This window comes from Polaromonas sp. CG_9.11 (genome assembly GCF_015752225.1).
In the GTDB taxonomy this organism is placed as follows: domain Bacteria; phylum Pseudomonadota; class Gammaproteobacteria; order Burkholderiales; family Burkholderiaceae_C; genus Polaromonas.
Genome location: NZ_JADOVE010000007.1, coordinates 135948 through 157516, shown reverse-complemented (window position 1 = coordinate 157516; position 21569 = coordinate 135948). Strand labels below are relative to the sequence as shown.

Here is a 21569-nt window from a genome sequence, read left to right as displayed (position 1 = left end):
CCGCTACAGCAGCGGCACCCTGCGCGGCGGCGCGTCGTAGTAGTCGGCCAGCCGCTCCAGCGCCTTGGAATTGAGCAGCCAAAGCCGCCCGCCGCGTAGGTCGTGCAGCCCGAGCAACTTCAGCCGTCGAAGCGTCTTGTTGGTGTGCACCAGCGACAGGCCCAGGGTGTCGGCGATGTGTTGCTGGTTGATCGGAAATTCAACCGATCCTTCGTGCGCCAGCCCGAGCCGCTCCAGCCGGCGGTACAAATGCATCAGCAGCATTGCAACACGCTCGGCGGCATTGCGCTGGCCGGTGGTCAGCAGGTTGTCATCGACCATGCCTTCCTCGCGCGCGGCCAGCCAGGTGGTGTCGTAACCCAGGCGGGGAAAACTGCGGAACAGATCCAGCAGGCCTTCACGCGGAAACCCGCACAGGCTGACATTGGTCACGGCCTCGATGCCGCGCATGGCGCCGTCGCTAAACTCCTGCTGCAGGCCGATCAGGTCGCCCGGAAGCAAAAAGTTGAGAATCTGCCGGCGCCCGTCGCTCAAGGTCTTGTAGCGAAACGCCCAGCCTTCGTACAGCGTGTACAGCCGCCCGTTGGGCTTTTGCTCATGGATCAGGTACTGCCGGCCTGCCGGGTCAGGGCATCGCTGCGAAACGATTCGATGAACGCCAGCTCTTCACCCGACACCGCCGTGAAGGCACCGGTCTTTCGCAGCCGGCAAGCGGTGCAGGGCGGTGGACAGGAGACGGGAACGGGTTGAAAAATACGCATGCATGCCCCTTGGCAAAAATGAACTGAAACACTGTGTCTTTTGACATTGTTGTGTACTGCACAGCCTTGTACATTCTGCCGTACCACCATGCGCATGCCGTCTCCCGATCTCCACGAAATCATTTACGTCAGCACTTACGTCAGCACCCTTGCGGATGACGCGCCGGTCCGCGTGGTCGCCCACAGTGCCATGCAGTCGCGCAGCCACAATCAGCAGTCGGACATCACCGGCCTGCTGGTGTTCGACGGCCTGCATTTTTGCCAGCAACACGAAGGCTGTGCCCATAAAGTGGCAGCGGTCATGGCGCGTATCCAGGGCGATCCGCGTCACCGCAACGTCGAAGTCCTGCACCAGGGACCGCTGGACCAGCGGCGCTTCAGGCGCTTCAGGCTGGGCTATACGTCAGTGGAAGACATCGAACTGCTGGAGCGGCTGCAGCGGCTGAAGGGCCAGGCGGCGGTTGATGGTTTCGCGGCATTGCTGTCTGGGCTGGACGTGGATGGGTAAAACGGATGGATTTGGAGCAAAACGCTATGCCGCCAAGCCCAGGACACGGTGCAGACATGCGAAGCGATTGGCGCTGTGCCGTCTATATCACCTGCCGATAAAAATCAACGAAATCATCGTTTAGCGCATATAAAGCGTGCGCAGGCAGCTATATATTCAATAGCATCCCGATAAATGGCCATGCCTTCACAGCGGCCAGGCCACGCCCTGGTCATTGAGCAGCACATCAAGCGCAATATCGTGCGGCTCGGGCAGCAGGTCGGGCAGCCAGCCGTGGCTGAAACCCAGGCCGACGGTGACCGGGCGCGGCGACAGCGTGGCCAGCGTGCGGTCGTAGAAACCGCCGCCATAGCCCAGCCGGTAGCCGCCCGGCCCGTAGCCCACGCAAGGCACGAACAGCAGCGTGGGAACGATCACCTCGGTGTCCTTGGGCTTGGGAATGCCGTAGGCGTCTTCCTCCATCGGGCAGCCGGGGTACCAGGCGTGAAAGGTCAGCGTCTTGTGCAGCTTGTTGACCACCGGCAGGCCGATCTTGCGCGGCGACCTGCCCGCTATGCTTTCGGTAGCTAACTGCGCTTGTCCCGCCTGCGCAGAGGCCGTATTTTCTTTGAATTCCGGGGCCAGCACGGCATCTTCCTGCCAGCGGTACAGCGCTGGCAGCGGGTCGAACTCGCCCTTGATTGGCCAGTAGGCACCAATCACCTCATGGGGCGAGCCGACCAGCCAGATGCGCATCACCCGCTGGAGCAGGTCGGCCCGGGCCAGCCGGTCGGGCATGTCGAGGCGCGACTGCACCAGTGCTTTTCGTGTGCTTAATTTGTCCATAATCCTCCGATGCTATACAAAATTCTATGCAGCGCGGCAGTTTCAGCCGTGCTGGCCGCGCCAGCCCTGGCGCAAAGTCCTCCAATCGCCTGGACGCCGGGTGCCAATGCCGACGGCGACAGCCTCATCGTGGAGATGAACAAGGCCTTTCGCAGCAGCAACAAGGGCCGGCTGGCGCAACTGCTGCCGCAGGCCCGGGGCCATGCGCTGGAGCCCTGGGCGGCCTACTGGGAACTCAAGGCGCGGCTCGGCGAGGCCAGCCCGCAGGAGGTGCAGGGTTTCCTGTCGCGTTATGCCGGCAGCTACCAGGAAGACCGGCTGCGCAACGACTGGCTGCTGCTGCTCGGCCAGCGCCGCGACTGGGCCGGGTTTGCTGCCGAATACCCGAACTACCGCATGAACGACGACCGCGAGGTGCGATGCTACGCCCTGCTGATCGAGCACCTGAAGAATCCGGCGATCGATGCCCGGCTGTCCGACGAGGTGCGCAAGAACTGGTACGCCCAGCGCGATGCCGATGACGGCTGCAATGCCGCCGCTGAGCGGCTGGTGGGCAGCCAGAACCTGACGCCGCTCGACGTCTGGCAAAAGGCCCGGCTGGCGATGGAAGCCAACCGGCCGCGCGCCGCCAGCAATGCCGTGGCCATCGTCGCGCCCGAAGCGCTGGGCATGGTCACCGAGCTGAACAGCAGCCCCATCAAGTTCCTGGCCGGCAAGTACCTGGCGGTGCGCACGGTGCGCAAGGAAATCATCACGCTGGCGCTGGTCAAGCTGGCGGTCAGCGATTCGGAAGGCGCCGCTTTTCAGCTTGACGGCAAATGGTCGCTGCAGCTCACCGCCGAGGAACGCAACTGGCTCTGGGGCCTGATCGGCAAGCAGACCGCCAGCCGCATGGGCACGGTGCCGGCCGGCGATGCGCTGGCGTATTACGCCCGGGTCACCAAGGACACCGACCTGACCGATGACATGCTGGCCTGGAAGGCGCGCGCCGCCTTGCGCGCCGGCACCCTGCCGAGCTGGCAGCTGGTGCTCCAGGCCATCAATGCCATGAGTGAAGAGGGCCGCAAGGACCCGACCTGGACCTACTGGAAGGCGCGCGCGCTGCTGGCCACGTCGCCGCCCGACATTGCCACCGCCGCCATCACGCCGCAAGGCCCGGCGACCACCACGGCCATCGCACCGCAGCGCGCCGAGGCGCTGGCGCTGCTGCAGTCCATCGCCTCGGTGCGCGGCTTTTACGAGCAGCTGGCGCTCGAAGAGCTGGGCCTGAAGATTTCCGTGCCGCCCCGGCCCGCGCCCCTCACGGCCGAGGAAAAAGAAGCCGCGCGGGGCAACCCGAGCCTGATGCGGGCGGCCTACGCCATCCAGTCCGGGCTGCGCTCCGAAGGCGTGCGCGAATGGAACTACGCCACCAACCTGCACCGCAAGGGCGGCATGAACGAGCGCGACCTGCTGGCCGCCGCCCAGCTGGCCTGCGACCGTCAGATTTGGGACCGCTGCATCAACACCAGCGAGCGCACCAGCAGCGTGGCCGACTTCGAGCAGCGTTTTCCGATGCCGTTTCGCGAGGCCGTCGTCAGCCGCAGCCGGACCATCGGCCTGGACCCGGCTTATGTGTATGGCCTGATCCGCCAGGAAAGCCGCTTCATCATGGATGCCCGCTCGGGCGTGGGCGCTTCCGGGCTGATGCAGGTCATGCCGGCCACGGCGCGCTGGACTGCCAACAAGATCGGCTTGAGCAGCTTCACGCCCGACCAGATCAATGACCGTGACACCAACATCACCATTGGCACGGCCTACCTCAAGCTCGCGCTGGACGATTTGAACGGCTCGATGCCGATGGCCGCCGCCGCCTACAACGCCGGGCCGGGCCGGCCGCGCACCTGGCGCAACGGTCCGGTGCTGGATGCCGCCATCTGGGCCGAGAACATTCCGTTTGCCGAAACCCGCGACTATGTAAAAAAGGTGGTGTCCAACACCACCAACTATGCCGCCCTCCTGACCGGTCAGCCGCAGTCGCTGAAAAGCCGCCTGGGCAAGGTCGGACCGCGCGACGCGGCCACGCCCGAGCCCTACAAAGACCTGCCCTGAAGCGCCGCCGGGCGGCCGCCCCGGCCTGGCGCTGGTCTTTTGAGGGTGGCAACGTTCAATGAGCTCGCGGACTGCGCATTGACCTACAGGCAAACAGCCCGCTATCTGCTATGGTTTTTGGATGTTCTTGCCTTCTGAAAACCTTCCCCGCATCACGCCCGAGACGGCGCTTTTTCTTGACTTTGACGGAACGCTTGTGGCCCTGGCCGCGCAGCCCGAACTGGTGCAAGTCCCCCACGGCCTGGCCGGCACCCTGGCCGAACTGCACCGGCAGCTGGACGGCGCGCTGGCGCTGGTGTCCGGCCGGCGCCTGCTCGACCTGGACGGATTCCTGGCCCCGCTGCTGCTGCCAGCGGCCGGCGAACATGGCGCGCAGCGTCGCACGGCCGACGGCCTGATGATCAGCGCGCCCCCGGCGGACCTCGAGCTGCTGCTGCAGGCGGCGCAAGGCCTGGTCGCCCGCCATCCGGCGCTGAAGCTGGAACGCAAGAACCTGGCACTCAGCCTGCACTACCGGCAGGCGCCCGAACTCGAAGCGCTGTGCCTGCAGGTGATGCGCGAAGCGCTGGAACGCAGCCAGGGCGTCGAGTTGATGCAGGGAAAATGCGTGATCGACCTGAAACCCGAGGGCTTCAGCAAGGGCACGGCGATCGCGTTTTTCATGGGCGAAGCGCCGTTTGCCGGCCGTGTCCCGGTGTTTGCCGGTGACGACGTGACCGACGAGGCGGGTTTCGAGGCCGTGCAGCGCATGGGGGGCCACGCCATCAAGGTCGGCCCGGGGCCGACGCTGGCACAGCACCGCTGCGACGGCGTATTGCAATTGGCCGTATGGCTGCAATCGGCCGTGGCATCCCTGCCCGGCACCGGCTCGCCCGCCAGCCATCCGGGATTCACAGCATGAGCGCCCCGGCTGCCGCAGCCCCGCAATTTTTGCCGCCCGCGCCGCCGTCGCTGTCGCTGGGCGTCATCGGCAACTGCGCCTTCAGTGCACTGGTCGATGCGCGCGGGCGCATCGTCTGGTGCTGCCTGCCGCGCTTTGACGGCGACCCGGTGTTCAACGCGCTGCTCGACGCTACCCCCCAGGCCAGTGCTTTTGCCATCGAGATCGAGAATTTTTCCCACGCCACACAGTTCTACGACCCGAACACCGCCGTGCTGCGCACCCAGCTGTTCGACAAGATCGGCCAGGCGGTCGAGATCACCGACTTTGCGCCGCGCTTTTACAGCCGCTCGCGTTTTTACAAGCCGATGATGCTGGTGCGCCGGGTGCGCCCGGTCCACGGCGCGCCGCGCATCCGCGTGCTGCTCGACGTGCTGTTCGACTGGGGCCGCTCGCGGCCGGTGGTCACCCAGGGCAGCAACCACCTGCGCTATGTCGGTGATGCGCTGACGCTGCGCCTGAACACCGATGCGCCGCTGTCGCACCTGCTGGCCAAGCGGCCTTTCGTGCTGACGCGCGAGTACAATTTTTTGCTCGGCTCCGACGAGTCGCTGGCCGAAGGCATTGCCGACACGGCGCGCCTGTTCGAGCAGGAAACGCTGGCCTACTGGCGCAAGTGGAGCCAGCGGCTGCACGTTCCGCTGGAATGGCAGGAAGCGGTGATCCGCGCGGCCATCACGCTCAAGCTGTCGCTGTTCGAGGACACCGGCGCGATCGTCGCGGCCATGACCACCAGCATTCCCGAGGCGCCGAACAGCGGCCGCACCTGGGACTACCGCTTTTGCTGGCTGCGCGATGCCTTTTTCGTGGTGCGGGCGCTCAACAGCCTGTCCGAGGTCGGCACCATGGAGGACTACCTGCGCTGGCTGGGCAATGTCGTGGTGCAGGCCGACGGCGGGCATATCCAGCCCCTGTTCGGCATCGGCCTGGAAATGGAGCTGCCTGAAGCGGTGTATGGCCATCTGGGTGGCTACCGGGGCATGGGGCCGGTGCGCGTGGGCAACCAGGCGCAGGAGCATTTCCAGCACGACGTGTACGGCAACGTGGTGCTGGGCGCAGCGCAGGCATTCCACGACCATCGGCTGCTGCACCGGGCCGGCGCGGCCGAGTTCAAGCGCCTCGAAGCGGTCGGCGAGCAGGCCATTCGCTGCTACGACCAGCCCGACGCCGGCATGTGGGAGCTGCGCACCCGCGCCCGGGTGCATACCTCGTCGGCGCTGATGTGCTGGGCAGCCTGTGACCGGCTGGGCAAGATTGCCGTCACCCTGAAGCAATCCGAGCGCGCGCTGTACTGGAGCGGCCATGCGCAGGTCATGCGCGAGCGCATCCTGCGCGAGTCCTGGAGCGAGGAACGGCAGGCCTTTGCCGAAAGCTTTGGCGGACGCGACCTGGATGCCAGTGTGCTGCTGATGATCGAGGTCGGTTTCATCGAACCGAAGGACCCGCGCTTCGTGGCCACCGTGGATGCGCTGGAAAAGTACCTGTGCGACGGCCCCTACATGCGCCGCTACGAGGCGCCCGACGACTTCGGCAAGCCCGAGACGGCGTTCAACATCTGCACCTTCTGGCGCATCGACGCCTTAGCGCGCATCGGCCGCAAGGACGAGGCCCGGGCGATTTTCGAAACCATGCTGGCCGCCAGGAACCATGTCGGCCTGCTGTCCGAGGACACGCACCCGGTCACCGGCGAGATGTGGGGCAACTTTCCGCAAACCTATTCCATGGTCGGCATCATCAATGCCGCGATGCGCCTGTCGGCCCCTTGGGACAGCCAAGTATGACCCCCACGCTCCCCACTGCGTGTGGTTCGCACAACCCCTGAACCCCTGCACAGGAGAAACCCAATGAGCCGTCTGGTCGTTGTTTCCAATCGCATCGCCGATCCGCGCAAGTCGGCGGCGGCTGGCGGCCTGGCGGTGGCGCTGGGCGATGCGCTGTCGGCCAATGGCGGGCTGTGGTTCGGCTGGAGCGGCACGGTGGTCGAGAACGGCACGCCGGGCGAGGGCGAGGTGCATACCCAGCATGTCGGCAACGTCACCCTGACCACCGTCGACCTGTGCAAGGAAGACCACGACAGCTACTACTTGGGCTACAGCAACGGCGTGCTCTGGCCGGTGTTCCATTACCGGCTCGACCTGGCCGATTTCGATGCCGGCTACATCGGCGGCTACCGGCGGGTGAACAAGCTGCTGGCGCGTAAGCTGATGCCGCAGCTCTTGCCCGACGACATCATCTGGGTGCATGACTACCACCTGATCCCGATGGCGGCCGAGCTGCGCGCCATGGGCTGCAAGAACCGCATCGGGTTTTTCCTGCACATTCCGCTGCCGCCGCCGCTGATCCTGGCCGCCGTGCCGCAGCATGAATGGCTGATCCGCTCGCTGTTCGCCTATGACCTGGTCGGCTTTCAGGCACAGGCGGACGTCGAGCATTTTTCAAGCTATGTCGGCAAGGAGGTGGGTGCCGAGGCGCTGGACAAGCACCAGTTCCGCGCCTTCGGGCGCAAGGTGCAGGCGCAGGCCTTTCCGATTGGCATCGACGTGGACGAATTCGCCGCGCTGACGCATGCCAAGGAAGGCCGCGACATGTACGAGCGCATGAAAAACGAATATTCGCGACGCCGCATCCTGCTGGGCGTTGAGCGGCTGGACTATTCCAAGGGCCTGCCGCAACGCGTGAAGGCGTTTCGGGAACTGCTGAAGAACTACCCGGAAAACATCAACAGCGCCACCCTGATCCAGATTGCCTCGCCCAGCCGCGAGGCGCTGGACACCTATGCCGGCCTGCGCCAGGAGCTGGAAAGCCTGTGCGGCGCCATCAACGGCGACTATGGCGAACTGGACTGGATGCCGGTGCGCTACATCCACCGCAACGTCGCCCGCAAGCGCCTGCCGGGGCTGTACCGCGTGGCCGACGTGGCGCTGGTCACGCCGCTGCGCGACGGCATGAACCTGGTGGCCAAGGAATTCATCGTCGCGCAAGACCCGGCCGACCCCGGCGTGCTGGTGCTGTCGCGCTTTGCCGGCGCGGCCGAGCAGCTCAAGGAAGCCATCCTGGTCAATCCCTACGACACGCATGGCACGGCCGAAAGCATCCAGCTGGCGCTGCAGATGCCGCTGATCGAGCGCCAGCGGCGCCACCAGCAGCTGCTGGAGCGGGTGCGCAGCCAGGACGTGCACTGGTGGCGAAAAACCTACCTGGCTGCGCTGGCGGCCTGCGAGCCCGACTGAAGTCCCTGCCGGCGGCGTCAAGCAACCAGGGCCAGCGCTGCAAAGTCGCCTACCCGCTCGCCCAGGCCAGCCGGCACCAGCGTGCAGCCGTCGGTCAGCGCGGGCAGCCGGCCCTTGAGTTGCGCCTGCAGGCGCGGCAGCAAATAATCGCGGTGGTGCCAGAAGACGCTGCCGCCCAGGCTGATGCGCTGCAGGTCCAAGGTGACGACCAGGTTGTAGAGCATCCGGCCCATCACCCGGCATATTTCATCAATAATGGCTATGGCGCCGGTCTCGCCTGCCTTGGCAGCTATCAAAACGCTAGCGGCGTCAAGCCAGGCCGGAAAACGCCGGGGCAACGCGTTGCCCGCCACCAGCGCCTCCACATCGCCGATATTGCCGCAGCCGCACAGCGCATCCAGGTTGTCGCTGACAAACATGTGGCCGGCATGCCCGGCATTGCCGTTCTTGCCGCGAAGCACCCGGCCATCGACGCACAGGCCAACGCCGACGCCGGTGCTCCAGGTGACGTAGGCACAGTGGTCCAGGCCCTGCAATGCGCCCCAGCGGCGCTCGGCCTGCAGCGCGGCAATGCCGTCGTTTTCTACCCGCACCCGGGCAAACACCTCGCGCAGCGGCGCTTCGAGCACGGCGGTGGTCCAGTCGTTGGGCAGGCCGCGACCGCTGCCTGCCAAGGCACCGCAAATGTTCGGCGACGCCAGCTCGACCAGTCCCTGGTTCAACACAAACGGGCCGCAGGAGGCCACCCCGACGGCGGCGATGTCACGCGCATCGATATGGGCGGCCTCGCAGCTGGCGCCTATCATGCCCAGCACCTGCCGGGCCAGCGCATCGGGCGCGCCCTGTTTGGCCGTCGGCTCGACCCGCCGGCCCAAGGCGCCACGATGGTCCACCATGTTGACGGCCACCTTGGTGCCGCCAATATCGACACAGGCCACCGGCGCCGCGCCTTGTGCCAGACGAAGTTCGGGTGGCATGGCTTGGGGAAATGACGGAGCGTTCATGGCGGGCGTGTCCTTTGCATCAGATCAGCTGGCTGACCAGGCTGGCAACGAAGCTCAGCAAAATGGTGGTGGTCACCGGAATGAACCATTCGCGGCCAAACAGGCGAAAGCGCAGGTCGCCCGGCAGCTTGCCGAAACCGAGTTTTTGCAGCAACGGACTGAACCAGCTGATGAGCATCAGGGCCAAAAAAATGACGATGAACCAGCGGATCATGGCTGCAGCTTACAGCGTATGCAGGCGGTCACCCGCCGAAAAACCGAGTGGTTTCCATACCGGGCGGCCCTTGGCGCCAAACGCGATCACCTTGAACAACTCGCCCATTTCATGCTCGTTCACCAGCTTTTGCACCATGACGCGCCGCGCCAGGCTGGCGGCGTCAATGCCGCTGTCAAGACCCTCCAGCAGGCCGCAGTTCAGCAGGAAACGCCCCTGGCTGGTGTAGCCCAGCACTTCCAGCCCCGCGTCCTGCCCGGCCAGCGCGATGCCGGTGAAGTTGACATGGGCGGTGATGTCCTTTTCACCGACATCGGCCAGCGGATCGGCGTCCGCCAGGTGCGCGCGGTGGCACATCACCGTGCCCATGCTGCGCTGCGGATGGTAATACTCCTGCTCCGGAAAACCGTAATCCAGCAGGAACACCGCGCCGGACTCCAGCCGGTCGGCCAGCGTGCGGATGAAACCTTCGGCCTGCAGATGAATTTCGGTAACGTAATCGTGCATGCCAGCCACCTCCAGCGGTGGCCGCAGCTCGGTGGGGCTGTCAGCGTAGGTAAAACGCCCTTCGTGCATCGCCACGCCGCGCTCGTACCAGGCACCGTTCAGCCGGGCCAGCAGCTTGACCGGCATGGCGTCGAGCACTTCGTTGCCCAGCACCACACCGCGCATCCGGTCCGGCAATTCGCTCGCCCAGTGCACCTTGCCGGCGTGGGCCGCCAGCCGCGTGCGCTGGCGTTCGCGCAAGACGCTGGAGAGATCGACGATCGTGTAGCGCGCCACCTGGCCGCCCAGCGCGTCGAGCAACTGCTGCGCCAGCGCGCCGGAACCTGCCCCGAACTCCCAGACTTCGTCCGTGCCCGAAGCCTGCAGCGCCTGCGCCACCTGCCGCGCCAGCGTGCGGCCGAAATGCGGCGACAACTCGGGCGCGGTGACGAAATCGCTGCCGCCGCCCTGCGCGCCATCACCCATGCGGGCTACCGCAGGCATACGTCCGAATTTCTGCGAGTCATTGGCGTAGTAGCCCAGGTCCGGCTGGTACAGCGCCAGCGCCATGAAGGCGTCAAAACCCTGCCATCCGCCAGCCGCGTCAATTGCCTTGGCCATCACGGCCTGCAAGGTGGTCGTTAAAATAGAGGAATTCGTCATGTTTGTCACCGAGCCTGATTGTCTGCGATTCCCCCGACCCTTTAAACGCCCTCCTGCGCCACCCAATGACACCTGCCCTGCCCCGACCCGTTGTCCTTGTGACCGGCGCTGCCCTGCGGCTGGGCCGCGAAATAGCGCTGACACTGGCGGCCGCTGGCTGGCGAGTGGCGGTGCATTACCGCAACTCCGCAGAAGACGCTATTAAAACCGTAGCTGACTGTGACGGCCTGACGTGCGGAGCAGCCGCTTTTGATGCAGATTTATCGAGTGAAGCCGCCGTGCGCGGCCTGCTGCCCCGCGTCATCGCGCATTTTGGCCGTGTCGATGCGGTGGTCAACAGCGCCTCGACCTTCGAGCACGACAGCGCCGCGTCCTTTGGCTTTGCCGCGCTGGACAAGCACCTGCACAGCAACGCCGGAGCGCCCATTTTGCTGGCCCAGGCGCTGCATGCGCATGTCGTGTCACGGGGGGCGCTGGATGGTGAGCCGGAACACGCCGGCCAGTGCGCGGTCGTCAACCTGCTCGACCAGAAGCTCTGGAACCAGAACCCGGATTTCTTCAGCTACACGCTGTCAAAGGCCGCGCTGGAAGCGGCCGGCACCATGCTGGCGATGGCGCTGGCGCCACGCGTGCGGGTGGTTGGCGTCGCGCCTGGCCTGACGCTGACCAGCCACCTCCTGAGCGACGAGCAGTTCGCCGCGCACCACAAGCTCTCGCCGCTGGGCCGCTCGTCCACGCCGGCCGATGTGGCCAGCGCGGTGAAATTTGCGCTGGAGAATTCGTCGATCACCGGCACCACGCTGCTGGTCGATGGCGGCCAGCACCTGATGCGCTTCGAACGCGATTTTTCGCTGATGTAAGCCTTGCCACGACCCAAGCGTCGGCAATGGCTGACAGACTCCCTCTTCTTACCTATTACAGACTGTCAACATGTTCACCACCCGGGGCACCCAGATCCTGAACCTCACCGGCTTGCGCTTTGACGCCAACCTGGGCATCCTTGAGCACGAGAAAAACGCGCCGCAGCCGATCCAGGTTGATGCCGAACTCAACCTGGGCGCGCAGCCGCTGCAGCCCCGCGACGACGACATCACGCATGTGCTGGACTACCGCAAAGTGCGCCAGATCATCATCACCGAATGCACCGCAGAACATGCCAACCTGCTGGAAAGCCTGATCGGCAAGCTGGCACACCGGCTGATGCAACTGCCCGGCGTGCTGGGCGTGCGGGTGAAAATCGCCAAACTTGAAATTTTTGACGACTGCGAAGTGGCCATTCGCGTCGAGACAGGACAGTGGTGACCGACATGAGCGCCATCTGGATAGACGAACAGCTGGAAACTTCATCCCGGGTGCAGAACGCGATGAAGATCGAACGCGAAGACCACAAGCTGGAAAAGCGCCTGTGCCGCGAGGTTGGCCGGGCCATTGTGGATTTCAACATGATTGAGGAAGGCGACAAGGTGATGGTCTGCGTGTCGGGCGGCAAGGACAGCTACGCCATGCTGGACATTTTGCTGAAATTGCAAAAGCGCGCGCCGATCAATTTCGAGTTGGTTGCCGTCAACCTCGACCAGAAGCAGCCGGGCTTTCCCGAGCATGTGCTGCCGGAATACCTGGCCAAGCTGGGCGTGCCCTTCCACATCGAGAACCAGGACACCTACAGCATCGTCACACGCGTGATTCCCGAGGGCAAGACGCTGTGCTCGCTCTGCTCGCGGCTGCGGCGCGGCATCCTGTACCGCGTGGCGGGCGAGCTGGGTTGCACCAAGGTCGCGCTGGGCCACCACCGCGACGACATGCTGCAGACCTTCTTCCTGAACCTGTTCTTTGCCGCCAAGCTCAAGGGCATGCCGCCCAAGCTGGTGAGCGATGACGGCAAGAACATTGTGATCCGCCCGATGGCCTACGTGACCGAAAAGGACCTGACGCGCTGGGCCGAGGTGCAAGACTTCCCCATCATTCCGTGCACGCTGTGCGGCAGCCAGGAAAACCTGCAGCGCAAGCAGGTCGGCAACCTGCTGCGCGACTGGCAAAAGCAGTATCCCGGCCGCATCGAGAACATGTTCGCGGCGCTGCAGAACATCGTGCCGTCTCACCTCATGGACAGCAAGCGCCACGACTTCAAGGGCATCAAGACGACCGGCGTGGCCAATCCCGAAGGCGACAAGGCCTTCGATGCCGAGGAGTTCATGGAGGTGGCCCCCCCGGGCCGCACCGCAATCGGCATCAGCCCGCGAACGTCCGACTGACCGTTTTTTCTTACCCGTTCCTACAGGAGGCCTTATGAAACGAGCGCTTGCGGCAATTTTTTCAATCGCTTTGCTGGGATTTTTCATGGCCGGCTGTTCCGGACTGCAGGTGGTTGAAAACAACGTCACCGCGTTCCACAACTGGAACGCACCGCCGCCCGGGCCCGGCACGCCCTACCGCTTCGAGCGCCTGCCGTCGCAGCAGATAAGCGCCGCCTACCAGGGCCGCGTCGAGGAAGCCGCGCGCATTGCGCTGGCCAGGGTCGGGATGGAACTGAACCCCGCGTCGCCGATCTTCAGCGTGCAGGTACGGGTCAGCACCCAGGTGATCGAAGCCCTGCCCTATGGGCCCGGCCATGATGGCTTCGGATTTGGCATGCCCGGCGTTTTTCTGGGTGGCGGCAACCGGGGTGCGGCCTTCGGCCTGTCCTTTCCGCTGGGGTATTCAACGCCCAGCCCTTACTTTCACCGCGACCTGACGCTGCTGGTGCGCAACCTGGGCAGCAGCCAGGTTGTTTTTGAAACCCGCGTCACCAATGATGGCGTTCAGAACGAAACGCCTGCGGTGTTGTCAGCCATGCTGGACGCGGCGCTGCAGGGCTTTCCGCAACCGCCGCCAGGGCCGCGCCGCATCAATGTGCAAATCCCGCGGTGAATATGACCCCCACGGTCGCCCACTGCGTGTGGCTTCCTGCCCCCCCCCGAGGGGGCCGCTGCACCTGCGGCCCGGCAAAGCCGCTGAATATGGCCCCCACGTTCCCCACTTCGTGTGGTTCACTGCCCCCCGAGGGGGCGTTGCGCCTGCAGTCCGGCAAAGCCGGTTCTGCGGCCCCGGCGGGGTAGAACGGGGTCAACCGCACCTATCACCTGTCATCCTTTTTTCACCTTGACCTTTTCCGTCAACCGGCACTTACCCCATGCTTGAACCGACCCGCATCATTGCCATCCGCCATGGCGAAACCACCTGGAATGTGGACACCCGCATCCAGGGCCGCCTCGACATTCCCCTGAACGCCACCGGCCGCGTGCAGGCTGCCCGCATGGCGCGGGCGCTGAAGCATGAGCCGATCACGGCGGTGTACGCCAGCGACCTGGTGCGTGCCTGGGAAACGGCGGAGTACCTGGGGCGCGCGCACGGGCTGCCAGTCAACGCTGAAACCGGCCTGCGCGAACGCGGCTTTGGCGACTTCGAAGGCAAGACCTTTGCCGAGATCGAGGCCCTGCTGCCCGACCAGTCGATGCGCTGGCGCAAACGCGATCCGGAATTTGCCCCAACCGGCGGCGAGTCGCTGCAAGACCTGAATCTCCGGGTAGTCGAGGCCGTCGAGCGGCTGGCCGCCAGGCATCCAGGCGAGTTGATCGCGGTGGTTGGCCACGGCGGCGTGATGGATGTGCTTTACCGCGCGGCCACGCGCCTGCACATTCAGGCGCCACGCACCTGGACGCTGGGCAACGCGGCCATCAACCGCTTGCTCTGGACGCCACAGGGCTTCAGCCTGGTGGGCTGGGCAGACACCCAGCACCTGGACGACGAGTCGCTGGATGACGGCCTGTTCGCCGCCGGTCCGGCTGCTGCGGGCACCGGCACCCGATGAACAAACCTGCGCCTTACCTGTCCGAGTTGATCGGCAAATCCGTCCACGACATCGACACCCCGGCCCTGGTGATTGACCTGGACGCCATGAAACGCAACCTGGGCCGGATGGCCGAATTCGCCAAAAAACACCACGTCCTGTGGCGCCCCCATGCCAAGCTGCACAAGTGCGTGCTGCTGGCCAAGATGCAGGTCAAGGCCGGCGCCGTCGGCGTGTGCGTGCAGAAGACCTCCGAGGCCGAGATCATGGTCGCCGGCGGGGTGAATGATGTGTACATCAGCAACGAGGTGATCGCGCCGGCCAAGCTGGCGCGGGTGGCAGCCCTGACGCAGGCCGTGGCCGGGCAGGGTGGACAGATCGCCATTGCCGTGGACAGCCTGGAAGGCGTGGGCCGGCTGGCGCAGGCGATGACCGAGGCCCGGACGGGCTCGCGCAACGGCACACCGAACGCAGCCACGGTGATCGACGTATTTGTCGAGATCGACGTCGGCCAGGGCCGCTGCGGCGTTCAGCCCGGGCCGGACGCGGTCCTGCTGGCACTGGAAATCCGCAAGCATCCGGCGCTGCGTTTTGCCGGACTGCAGGCCTACCATGGCAAGGTCCAGCACGTACGCAACATACAGGAGCGGCGCATGGCCGCCGCCGATGCCATGAAGGCGGTCGAGTTGACCTGCCAGTTGCTCAAGGCCGAGGGCATCGCGCCAGGGCTGGTGACCGGCGCCGGAACCGGCAGCTTTGCGCTGGAGGCCGCCAGCGGTGTTTATGGGGAATTGCAGGCCGGCTCCTTCATCTTCATGGATGCCGACTATGCGCAGAACCAGCGCGACCCGGTGCAGCCCTGCTTCGAGCACGCCCTGTTCGTCAGGACACAGGTCATCAGCGGCCATGCCAGCCACGCGGTGTGCGACGCCGGCCACAAGAGCCACGCCATCGACTCCGGCCTGCCCCAGGTGCATGCCTTTGATGGCCAGGGCGGTCTGGACTACTTCAACGGCGGCGACGAACACGGCATCTTGCGGCCGTCGGCCGGCCACACCCGCCTGCCCGACCTGGGCCAGCTGTTGTGGCTGATTCCCGGCCATTGCGACCCGACCGTGAACCTGCATGACGTGATGATCGGCGTGAGCGGCGGGCTGAAAAGCGGCACCGTTGAACGCATCCTCCAGGTGGATGCGCGTGGCGCGATCACCTGAAACTCAAGAAAATAGGGCTTTCCCGCACTGTTGGCCAACACAAGAGGCTATTAAATTAATAGCAAAAAACTTATCAGTCCCACAGCATGCCATGGCGAAGCTAGGCTGAGATCGTGTTTAATTGGGATTGCAATGCACCAGCGCTTGGTCCTGCGAGAATCGGACCAAGCTGTCAACCGTCCCGATGCGTTCCGGATGCATGCCCCGGACGCTCCGGCATCCGGCCACGGTCACGCCGGGTATGTGCAGGCATCGGAACGACTTCGTCCTGAATTTACGCCTGATTCCAGCCTATAAAGCCGGCGCCGGGGCATTGAAATTTCAGGCATGCCGAAGCCCGCGAAATGCTCGCAAGTCCTACAGTGCACTGCCGGGGGACTGCCCATGATCAAATCCGACAATTGGAGCCTGACCTTGAAAAACGTTTTTGCCATTCTTGCGGCCTGTGGCCTGTCGATGTCAGCCCATGCAGGCTGCTACAGCGTGTACAACCCTGCGGGCAGTCTGATCCACCAGTCCAGCGAGGCCCCGGTGGACACACGGTATGAATACCATCGGACCGTGCCCCAGCGCTTTGGCCAGGGCGCGACCCTGGTGTACGTCAACGACGACCAGCACTGCCCAGCAGTGGGCACGATGGCCGGCGTGTCAGACGCCAGCCCCGGCAGAATCCAGGGCAGGACAGGCCGGGCGGACAGGGGCTGAGCCATCGGTCCGCATGAAGGTATTGCCTCGTGGCAGGGACGCCAGGAGTCTGGTCGGCAGAAAGGACGTGCGCTGCAAAGCGGCCGCACCGGTCCATTTTTCACCGCCTTTTCTCCATGCATACCTTTTGCCGCCCAGGCTCCTGGAATCGTTTCGGCGCGCAACCAGACTTTGTTTTAAATCTGTCCGGGACTGGAGCCGGAGCCGCAAAAAGTGCTGTGCGGCCAGGCCAGGCATAGCCATACCGGAATTGATTTGGAAATTGAACAACCCACAGGAGCTCGCATGCCCGACCGTCCACCCCATTTCAAACCGCTGGACCCCGGTCGCATCGACATCATTGACCGGGAAGAACTTGCCTACTGGAGCAAGGAACTCCACTGCACCGAGCCCGAACTGGCGCAGGCAGTCACCCAGGTCGGCGAACACGTCACGGCCGTGCGCGAGCATCTGGCGTCGCGCAAATAAGCACAAGGGAAACGGTGCTCCCCGGGCACACCGGGCGCGGCAGAAGAACATGACCAAAAAGGCCGGCTGAAAAATTCAGCCCGCCCGTTCGTGTCAGGTTACTTCACGTCAATCCAAAAGCTGTGGCTGCGGCGCTTGCGCTCAGACTCGAGGCTCGCCCTGGCCATTCACCGTGATGGTCCTGCCAGGCTGCGACGTGGTCTGAATCGTGTGCTCCTGGCCCCGGAAGGTATAGCTCACGTCCCAAAACTCCGTCTTGGCCTGGCTTGGCCCCGTTTCGCACTTCTGCACATCCTGGCCAGCCATCTGCGGACTGGCTCCCGCATTACGGCCCACGTTGGCGCCGACCGCCGCACCTGCCACCGCGCCGCCAACCGTGGCGATCTGTTTGCCGGTTCCGCCGCCTACCTGATGGCCGAGCACGCCGCCAATCAGGGCGCCAACAAGGGCGCCGCCAATGTTGTAATTAGTGCCTGGCTGTGCCGCCACCGGCTCACGCTCTATCCAGCAGCGCTTTTCGGGCGCGGCCAGCACGGCGCGCACGGACGTGACCTCGACGTCGTAAAGGCGCTCCTCGCTGCGGCGGCGGTTGTCGTACACCGGCGCCGGCAGCGGCGCATAACGCTCATTGCCGACCCGCGCATTGGCCGCCACGCCGCGGATCGACGACACCCGGTCCTCCATGCCCATGGACACCAGCGAGGCATAGCGGCCAGGCCGCAGCACCACGCAACGGCCGCTGAACCGGACGTTTTCGCACACCTCCCACTGGTCACCCAGCACCACCACCGAGGAAGCCCGGTCGTTGAAGCCGTAGCGGGTGAAATCGTCAATCTGGCTCTGCGCAGTGAACGACTGGCCCTGGAAGTTTTCATTCGCGTAAAAAATCACCTGGGCGTTGGTCGGCACGGCAGCTGCCACTGGCGCGTAACGGCTTTCATCGATCCGTTCATTGCGGTCCACGGCGCGGACAGACGCCACGCGCTGCGCCAGTCCCAGCGCCGCCAGCGACGGGTACTGGCCAGGGCGCAGCACCGTGCAGTGGCCGCCAAAGCGCGGCCGGTCGCACACTTCCCACAGCTTGCCGGAAACGATGACCGATGCTGCCTTGCCATTGAAGCCGGACTGCCTGAGGTTTTCGACGGGCCGGTCGGTGGTGAAGGTGGCGCCCTGGTAATTGTCGTCCTGGTAGAACGTGGCCTGTGCCATGGCCTGGCCAGCCGCCAACAGCGCCGCAATCGCCAGGGTTGTCTTGAGGAATGATGTCATGTGGGTTTTCCGGTTGGAAATACGGGTGGGGGTCACCAGTCTGGGGTTAATACGTGTTCTGCAGCGAATGGCCGTTTTTCACGGCTTTTTCTGTTCAGCCGAGCAAGCCCACGATGATGTCAACGATCAGGTTGTTTTGCTGCTGCACCAGAACGATGTCGCCGCCAATGCGTGCATACCGGTAGCCGTAGGGCGCCGGAGGCAGGCGACGAAGCACCGGCGGGGCGACCGAGTAAACCGTCACGCCCCGGGGTACCGGCTGGCCGACAGACCAGTTCCGGGCCTGGCCCGGAGGCATGCAGCCGTTGTGCTTTTTGGCCAGGCCGGGCGGGCAATTCCTGCCGTGTCCGTAGTTCTGGCTGTAGTACTGGCGCGCATAGGTGCGCTGCTGGTCATTGAAATACGCACCTGGGCTGATTTCCTGCCGCTGGCGCTGCACGGCATGTTGCTGCTCCTTTTGCGGCTTGACCTTGTGCACCTCGGCATGCTTGCCGTGGCCCTTGTCCTTTTGCTTGTCCCTGCCGTGTTCCTCGTCGCCGTGGTCTTTTGCAAAGCTGGACCCTGCCATGAAAAGCGACGCAATGGCCAGCGCAACGAGGCGATGGGAGTGGGTAAAACGGGTCATTGTGTTGTCCAGGCCGTGGTAAACCTGTTTAACGGCTGCCAGTGCATGAAAGTTGACCCGTCGGAAGGTAAAGAGGAATGTAAAGACCGATGGATAGTCAGCCGGCCGCCAGGCAATGCCGGCGTTCCGGGTCTGCGCACGGGATGAAACACGGACGCGGCCGATGCCCCTGAATGCTTCTGAAAAGAGGAAACAACCGATCGAACGGGCATGGCGCAGACGCCAGCAACGCGCCCCCCCCGATAACGCTGGCAGCGTCCTACAGGGCCGTTGCATGCGGCGGCCTACCATGTCCTGCTGTGTCAAGGAAAATGCCATGCCGACTGCCAAGGTGTCCGCAAACTGTCTGTTTTTCCTGCGCTTCGTGAAGCCGGTGGCATGGACATGCCTTGCCGCATCCGCCTGCTTGAACGCGGTCGCGCAGGGTACAACCGGCGGCGATCTCCCGACGGTCACGATCTCGGCCAAGGCGAACCCCGACCCTGTCGAAAAATCCTACCGGAAAATGATCAGCGCAATGGACCTGTTCGACCAGGAGCGCGGCCTTCGGTCTCCCGACGCGACGCTGCGCTTCAAGCTGCTGCCGCGCCGGCCTGACACCAACATGCAGCGCATCGAGATGGAAGTGGTCGGCTCCACGGTGGATTTCGGGGTGCCGATTGCGCCGGACCAGACCTTCACGCTGGCGCGCAGCCAGAAAGCCTATGACGAAAACGCCCAGGTGTCGCCCAACCGGAGGGCGCAAAGCATGACCTGGCGCAGCCAGATCAAAACGCCCGGTCTGCCGCCCGACACCCGGCGCCTTGGAGACCTCCGGATGGAATGCCGGGTGGGCATGGAAGCCGGCCTGATTTCCAACCCGAGCAACCTCGTGGGCCGGATGGTCAAGGCCGTGCTGGACACGCCGGCCTACTGCGACAGGCAGGTGCCGCTCTACCTGTTCTTTGCCGACCGGCCACTGTTCAGCGTCGCGCTGGTGGCCGGCCCGCGCCGCGAAATTCTGCCCATCGACATGCTCTACGCGGCCGCCAGCGACGATCCCAAGCTGAAGGACGAACTGCCCTATTGCGATTGCGAGGTGTTGGTGGACCGCACCTATGTCTTGCCGCTCGGCGACCGCAGCTGGCCGGACGACACGCGCGTCGAATTTGAATACATGGAGGACGAATGAAGACCGGCGCCATCCAGCCTTGGCTGATGGTCGCGTGCCTGTGGCTGGCCGGTTGCGCCGGGCCGTTCAACGCCTCCGGCACGGCCGGGCTATTTCGCGATCCCGGGCTGTCGATGCAGGCCGCGAGCGGGGCAGTCGTGCTTGGCCAGTCCAGCAAAGACGATGTGCTGGCGGTACTCGGCCCAGCCACCGTGGTGCGGTTCGACAGCGCTTATGAAGTCTGGGTTTACCGCCAGAATCCGCTCAGGAGCGAGGCGGCCAATGCTGAACTCGTCATTTTGTTCGACCCGTCAGGGCGCGTGAAAAAATCGCGCGTTCGCCCCGCTTATGCCCCGCAGGGCGGTTGAACCCGGCCGCTGGCCGGGCAGCTCGGGCGCAAGGGATGCGTCAGGCAAACTCAGCGGGGCTGACAAACAGATTGCTATGTTTTCAATAGCTTTTTATTCAAGCCCAACCTGCGCAAGCGCCTGATTTGATAACCCAACCAGCGCCCGGTCACGTGCCAAACAGCCCATCGCCCGACTGCGGCGGCGCCACACCCAGGTGCCGATACGCCGCCAGCGTGGCGATGCGCCCGCGCGGCGTGCGCTGGATGAAGCCCTGCTGGATCAGGTAGGGCTCGATCATGTCTTCAATCGTGCCGGGCTCCTCACCAATGCTGGCGGCAATGTTGTCCAGCCCGACCGGGCCGCCGTCGAAGCGGTGGATCAGCGCCTCCAGGAACTTGCGGTCCATCAGGTCAAACCCCAGCGGATCAACGTCCAGCATCGCCAGCGCACGGTTGGCAATGTCCAGCGTGATGGTGCCGCTGCCTTTCACATCGGCATAGTCGCGCACCCGGCGCAGCAGCCGGTTGGCAATGCGCGGCGTGCCACGCGAGCGCCGGGCGATTTCAAAACCGCCGGCCTCGTCCATCGGCGCATTGAGCAGGCCGGCGCTGCGCTTAACGATGCGCGCCAGTTCCTCGGGTGTGTAGAACTCCAGCCGGGCGACGATGCCGAAGCGGTCGCGCAGCGGGTTGGTCAGCATGCCGGCGCGCGTGGTGGCGCCGACCAGCGTGAACGGCTGCAAGTCGAGCTTGATGGAACGCGCCGCCGGGCCTTCGCCGATCATGATGTCGATCTGGTAGTCCTCCAGCGCCGGGTAGAGGATTTCCTCGACCACCGGGCTCAGGCGGTGGATTTCGTCGATGAACAGCACATCGTTTTTTTCGAGGTTGGTCAAGAGCGCGGCCAGGTCCTTGGGCTTTTCCAGCACCGGCCCCGAGGTCTGGCGCATGTTCACGCCCAGTTCGTGCGCAATGATGTGCGACAGCGTGGTCTTGCCCAGGCCCGGCGGGCCGAACAGTAGCACATGGTCCAGCGCCTCGCCGCGCTTGTTCGCCGCGCCGATGAAGATTTCCAGTTGCTCGCGGGCCTTGGCCTGTCCGACATAGTCGTCGAACAGCTTGGGCCGCAGCGCGCGCTCGATGGCCTCTTCCTTGGGCGAAGCCGGGGCGCTAGAGAGCATGCGCCGGGCAGGCGGCAGGTCGGCCATGTCGAAGTCGTCGGTTTGGATACTCATGGTTTT

General features: G+C 64.6%; 22 protein-coding genes and 1 pseudogene. 15 read left to right on the top strand and 8 right to left on the bottom strand.

Translation table 11 applies throughout. The features are described from left to right. Positions 1 to 3: 3 nt before the first annotated feature. Positions 4 to 761 (bottom strand): annotated as a pseudogene (locus IWX85_RS08140) (Crp/Fnr family transcriptional regulator). A gap of 94 nt (positions 762 to 855) precedes the next feature. Between IWX85_RS08140 and IWX85_RS08135 the strand changes: the two are divergent. Then, the gene (locus tag IWX85_RS08135) at positions 856 to 1269 is read left to right on the top strand and encodes a BLUF domain-containing protein (protein ID WP_231379621.1); all 414 of its coding nucleotides are present in this window, start codon (positions 856 to 858) and stop codon (positions 1267 to 1269) included. A gap of 186 nt (positions 1270 to 1455) precedes the next feature. On the opposite strand, the gene IWX85_RS08130 is transcribed toward IWX85_RS08135, so the two are convergent. After that, positions 1456 to 2094, bottom strand: coding sequence for a 5-formyltetrahydrofolate cyclo-ligase (locus IWX85_RS08130; RefSeq protein ID WP_036806254.1), 639 nt, complete (start codon positions 2092 to 2094; stop codon positions 1456 to 1458). 9 nt (positions 2095 to 2103) lie between these two features. Between IWX85_RS08130 and IWX85_RS08125 the strand changes: the two genes are divergently transcribed. The 4 genes from IWX85_RS08125 (at position 2104) to otsA (ending at position 8355) form a co-directional block, all read left to right on the top strand. Then, positions 2104 to 4185 (top strand): lytic transglycosylase domain-containing protein, encoded by a 2082-nt coding sequence (locus tag IWX85_RS08125; protein WP_036806257.1) that lies wholly within the window; start codon positions 2104 to 2106, stop codon positions 4183 to 4185. A 121-nt stretch (positions 4186 to 4306) separates the two neighbouring features. Next, on the top strand, positions 4307 to 5086 hold the full coding sequence (gene otsB / locus IWX85_RS08120) for a trehalose-phosphatase (RefSeq protein ID WP_036806260.1): 780 nt from the start codon (positions 4307 to 4309) through the stop codon (positions 5084 to 5086). Continuing rightward, the gene (locus IWX85_RS08115; protein WP_196869398.1) at positions 5083 to 6906 is read left to right on the top strand and encodes a glycoside hydrolase family 15 protein; all 1824 of its coding nucleotides are present in this window, start codon (positions 5083 to 5085) and stop codon (positions 6904 to 6906) included. Before otsB ends, IWX85_RS08115 begins: the two co-directional genes overlap by 4 nt. Positions 6907 to 6969: 63 nt before the next feature. Then, positions 6970 to 8355: an alpha,alpha-trehalose-phosphate synthase (UDP-forming) gene (otsA, locus tag IWX85_RS08110; RefSeq protein ID WP_196869397.1), complete on the top strand. Its 1386-nt coding sequence runs from the start codon at positions 6970 to 6972 to the stop codon at positions 8353 to 8355. 17 nt (positions 8356 to 8372) lie between these two features. Here the strand turns inward: otsA and IWX85_RS08105 are convergent, their stop codons facing one another. Genes IWX85_RS08105 through IWX85_RS08095 form a run of 3 tightly spaced genes read right to left on the bottom strand, consistent with a single transcriptional unit; the run spans position 8373 to position 10722 of the window. Next, positions 8373 to 9332 carry an ROK family protein gene (locus IWX85_RS08105; protein ID WP_051984097.1) on the bottom strand — a complete coding sequence of 320 codons (960 nt, stop codon included), beginning with the start codon at positions 9330 to 9332 and terminating at the stop codon, positions 8373 to 8375. A gap of 46 nt (positions 9333 to 9378) precedes the next feature. After that, a complete protein-coding gene (locus IWX85_RS08100) occupies positions 9379 to 9573 on the bottom strand; it encodes a DUF2905 domain-containing protein (protein ID WP_036806265.1) in 195 nt (64 codons plus the stop codon). Between the two features lie 9 nt (positions 9574 to 9582). Next, positions 9583 to 10722, bottom strand: a complete 1140-nt coding sequence (locus IWX85_RS08095) for a class I SAM-dependent methyltransferase (protein ID WP_196869396.1) — start codon at positions 10720 to 10722, stop codon at positions 9583 to 9585. Positions 10723 to 10787: 65 nt separating this feature from the next. Here IWX85_RS08095 and IWX85_RS08090 point away from each other — a divergent pair, with 65 nt between their 5' ends. From IWX85_RS08090 to IWX85_RS08055, 8 genes are all read left to right on the top strand, one after another. Continuing rightward, entirely contained in the window at positions 10788 to 11582 is a 795-nt protein-coding gene (locus IWX85_RS08090; RefSeq protein WP_196869395.1) for an SDR family oxidoreductase, read from the top strand. A gap of 70 nt (positions 11583 to 11652) precedes the next feature. Continuing rightward, complete coding sequence (locus tag IWX85_RS08085) at positions 11653 to 12024, top strand: dihydroneopterin aldolase (protein WP_036806273.1); 372 nt, start codon at positions 11653 to 11655, stop codon at positions 12022 to 12024. A 5-nt stretch (positions 12025 to 12029) separates the two neighbouring features. Beyond that, the gene (gene ttcA, locus IWX85_RS08080; RefSeq protein ID WP_196869394.1) at positions 12030 to 12974 is read left to right on the top strand and encodes a tRNA 2-thiocytidine(32) synthetase TtcA; all 945 of its coding nucleotides are present in this window, start codon (positions 12030 to 12032) and stop codon (positions 12972 to 12974) included. A 34-nt stretch (positions 12975 to 13008) separates the two neighbouring features. Continuing rightward, on the top strand, positions 13009 to 13629 hold the full coding sequence (locus IWX85_RS08075; protein WP_036806276.1) for a DUF4136 domain-containing protein: 621 nt from the start codon (positions 13009 to 13011) through the stop codon (positions 13627 to 13629). A 262-nt stretch (positions 13630 to 13891) separates the two neighbouring features. Next, entirely contained in the window at positions 13892 to 14569 is a 678-nt protein-coding gene (locus IWX85_RS08070) for a histidine phosphatase family protein (protein ID WP_196869393.1), read from the top strand. Further along, the gene (locus IWX85_RS08065; RefSeq protein WP_036806282.1) at positions 14566 to 15762 is read left to right on the top strand and encodes a DSD1 family PLP-dependent enzyme; all 1197 of its coding nucleotides are present in this window, start codon (positions 14566 to 14568) and stop codon (positions 15760 to 15762) included. The genes IWX85_RS08070 and IWX85_RS08065 overlap by 4 nt, the downstream gene beginning before the upstream one ends. A 384-nt stretch (positions 15763 to 16146) precedes the next feature. Beyond that, positions 16147 to 16467 (top strand): hypothetical protein, encoded by a 321-nt coding sequence (locus IWX85_RS08060; protein ID WP_051984098.1) that lies wholly within the window; start codon positions 16147 to 16149, stop codon positions 16465 to 16467. Positions 16468 to 16752: 285 nt separating this feature from the next. Further along, a complete protein-coding gene (locus tag IWX85_RS08055; RefSeq protein ID WP_036806285.1) occupies positions 16753 to 16935 on the top strand; it encodes a DUF3606 domain-containing protein in 183 nt (60 codons plus the stop codon). Between the two features lie 141 nt (positions 16936 to 17076). Here IWX85_RS08055 and IWX85_RS08050 read toward each other — a convergent pair whose 3' ends face one another. Beyond that, on the bottom strand, positions 17077 to 18204 hold the full coding sequence (locus IWX85_RS08050) for a beta/gamma crystallin-related protein (RefSeq protein WP_196869392.1): 1128 nt from the start codon (positions 18202 to 18204) through the stop codon (positions 17077 to 17079). 94 nt (positions 18205 to 18298) lie between these two features. Continuing rightward, the gene (locus IWX85_RS08045; protein ID WP_051984099.1) at positions 18299 to 18829 is read right to left on the bottom strand and encodes an RcnB family protein; all 531 of its coding nucleotides are present in this window, start codon (positions 18827 to 18829) and stop codon (positions 18299 to 18301) included. Between the two features lie 316 nt (positions 18830 to 19145). On the opposite strand from IWX85_RS08045, the gene IWX85_RS08040 reads away from it, so the two are divergent. Together IWX85_RS08040 and IWX85_RS08035 are read left to right on the top strand one after the other, a co-directional pair. Then, positions 19146 to 20000, top strand: a complete 855-nt coding sequence (locus IWX85_RS08040) for a hypothetical protein (protein WP_231379620.1) — start codon at positions 19146 to 19148, stop codon at positions 19998 to 20000. Beyond that, on the top strand, positions 19997 to 20347 hold the full coding sequence (locus IWX85_RS08035) for a hypothetical protein (protein ID WP_196869391.1): 351 nt from the start codon (positions 19997 to 19999) through the stop codon (positions 20345 to 20347). The genes IWX85_RS08040 and IWX85_RS08035 overlap by 4 nt, the downstream gene beginning before the upstream one ends. A 148-nt stretch (positions 20348 to 20495) precedes the next feature. Here the strand turns inward: IWX85_RS08035 and ruvB are convergent, their stop codons facing one another. Next, positions 20496 to 21563: a Holliday junction branch migration DNA helicase RuvB gene (gene ruvB / locus IWX85_RS08030; RefSeq protein ID WP_196869390.1), complete on the bottom strand. Its 1068-nt coding sequence runs from the start codon at positions 21561 to 21563 to the stop codon at positions 20496 to 20498. Positions 21564 to 21569: the final 6 nt, after the last annotated feature.